We start from the raw sequence: 2049 nt of genomic DNA, 5'->3' as shown, positions 1-2049 counted from the left end.
TTCGGGCCGGAGGCGTCCTCGGACAGGAACACGTGCCGGCGCGACCTGTCGATCGCGCACGCCTCGTGGGCATAGCGACCGAACGCCTTGATCGGCTTCGGGTTGGTGCGGCCGTCGTGGAAGACCTCGAAGACGTAGCCGTGGTCCTTGGCGTAGGTGCCGCTCTTGCCGTTGCCGCTCCACGCCTTTCCGGCGCGGTCCTCGGTCTCCTCGCAGGTCAGCCACGTGCCCCACGGCGTCGGGCCGCCGGCGCAGTTGGTCGACGTACCGGAGATGGCGACGAACTCACCGAGGTTGCGACCGTGCCGGTCGGTGCTGATGACGGTGCAGCCACCGGCGTCGATCGCACCTTCGTCGTAGACCGTGCCCTCGACGTGCGGGACGCCGAGCGGGGAGCCCGCCTTGAGCTCGTGGTTCTGGATCAACTGGTAGCGACCGCCGCCGGTCGAGAAGACGGCGGTGCCGTCGTGCCCGTTGGGCGTCAGGCCACCCTCGTCGAGCCGGGTGACACCGGCGCGGGTGACGACCGAGTACGAGAAGCCGGCCGGCAGGGCGAGGAGTCCGGCCGGGTCGTCCTCGAGCGGCGGGAACGGGACGAGGCCACGGCCGGGGCGGCCCGGGCGCTGGGGAGCGGGGCGGCTCGGGGTGGCCTGGGCGAGCGAGGGCATCGCGCCGGCGACGGCGAGGCCGGCACCGGCGGCACCGCCGGCCAGCATGGTTCGACGGGAAGCGGTCATGACGGGGTCCTTCCGGGACGAGAGGGGAACCTCCCCAGCCAACCGTCGTCACACGACGAGCAGCCGACGTCGGAGTGAACGCCGCACGGACCCTTGTCAGCAGGCCGGGTAGCTGCCGCTGTGGTGCACGTAGGTGAACTTCGGCGCCGAGCCCCAGGCGACCGCCGCTCCAGAAGCGACCGACTGCCGGGCGATGGTGTCGACCTCACGGCCCGTGTCGATGCAGCCGTCGAAGTTCGGGGTGAAGAGGGTGCCGATGTCGGGGCTGTTGCCGTACTTGCCGATGTAGTTCGGCATCGTCAGATGGGTGTCGCGGACGGTCCAGGTGAAGCTTCCGGAGTCGCGGAGGCCGTGGCTGTCCTGGATCGTCACGGTGACCGTGAACGACCGGGACCGGATGTTCGACCTGCTGCTCGTCACGCTCGCGGCGTTGTGCGACACCGTGCCGCCGAGGGAGTGTGCACCCGCCTTGCCCACGCCCGAGGGCGCACCGGACACGGAGACGATGCTCCAGCTGTCGCCGTCCGGATCGCTGCCCCCGACCGTGTAGGCGCCGCTGGCGCGCTCGCTCGTGCTCTTCGAGGCGAGAGAGATCCGGGGCGCACGGTTCGCGGCCTTGGTCGGCCGCGGCGCCGTGGTGGTCGGCGCGTCGGCCGCGTCGACCGGGCTCGGTTCCGGTTCACCCGACAGGGCCGGGGTCACCACGTCCTCCGCCTTCTCGGCTTCGGGGATGTCCGGGATCGGCACGACCTCACCCTCCCGCGCCAGGTCGGGAACCTCGCGCCTGATCAGCGGGAGCGCCGCGGTGAAGGCCTCCTCGTGCCAGCCGGTGATCCGCGCGAGGTAGTCGGCCGACGGCACGGCGCCCTTCGGCAGCAGCGTGGTCCAGCGCACCTGCCGGCTGCCACCCGCAGGCAGCTTGAGCCGCCAGTAGACGACCGGGTCCGCCTCGATCACCTTGCGGTCGGCCGGCTCGAACTTGACCAGGCCGACGTGGTCGGCCAGCTGCTTCGGCACCACCTCGGTCCACAGGACCGTCATCGCCGTCTTCTTCGTGTTGGTGAGCACGACGGTCGACGACACCCGCTCACCGCTCAGCAGGTAGGTCCGTTCGCTGCGCACGCCCTTGTCCACGTCGGTCCCGCCCGCGACGGAGAGCGGCACGAAGTCGGCAGCCGGGGTCGTCGTGCTCGAGCTGCGGTCGGCAGCCTCCGGGTCGTCATCGCCGCGACCCCAGCCGGAGGCGAAGGCGATCCCGCCCGCGAGCAAGGCCACGACGGCACCGGCGGCCAGCAGGGTCCGCCCGACACGG

At 71.7% G+C, this 2049-nt stretch carries 2 protein-coding genes; both read right to left on the bottom strand.

What is annotated here, in order from left to right:
• Positions 1-737 (bottom strand): alkaline phosphatase PhoX (locus ACOADB_RS27310; protein WP_378606522.1); only part of this gene is annotated, 737 nt, incomplete at its 3' end.
• 96 nt (positions 738-833) lie between these two features.
• The coding region (locus ACOADB_RS27305) for a hypothetical protein (RefSeq protein WP_378606519.1) at positions 834-2049 on the bottom strand (1216 nt) is incomplete at its 5' end.

The organism is Nocardioides sp. CPCC 206348, assembly GCF_048654705.1.
In the GTDB taxonomy this organism is placed as follows: Bacteria; Actinomycetota; Actinomycetes; order Propionibacteriales; family Nocardioidaceae; genus Nocardioides.
Note: the sequence above shows the minus strand (reverse complement) of the source record. Positions and strands in the feature narration are given on the sequence as shown.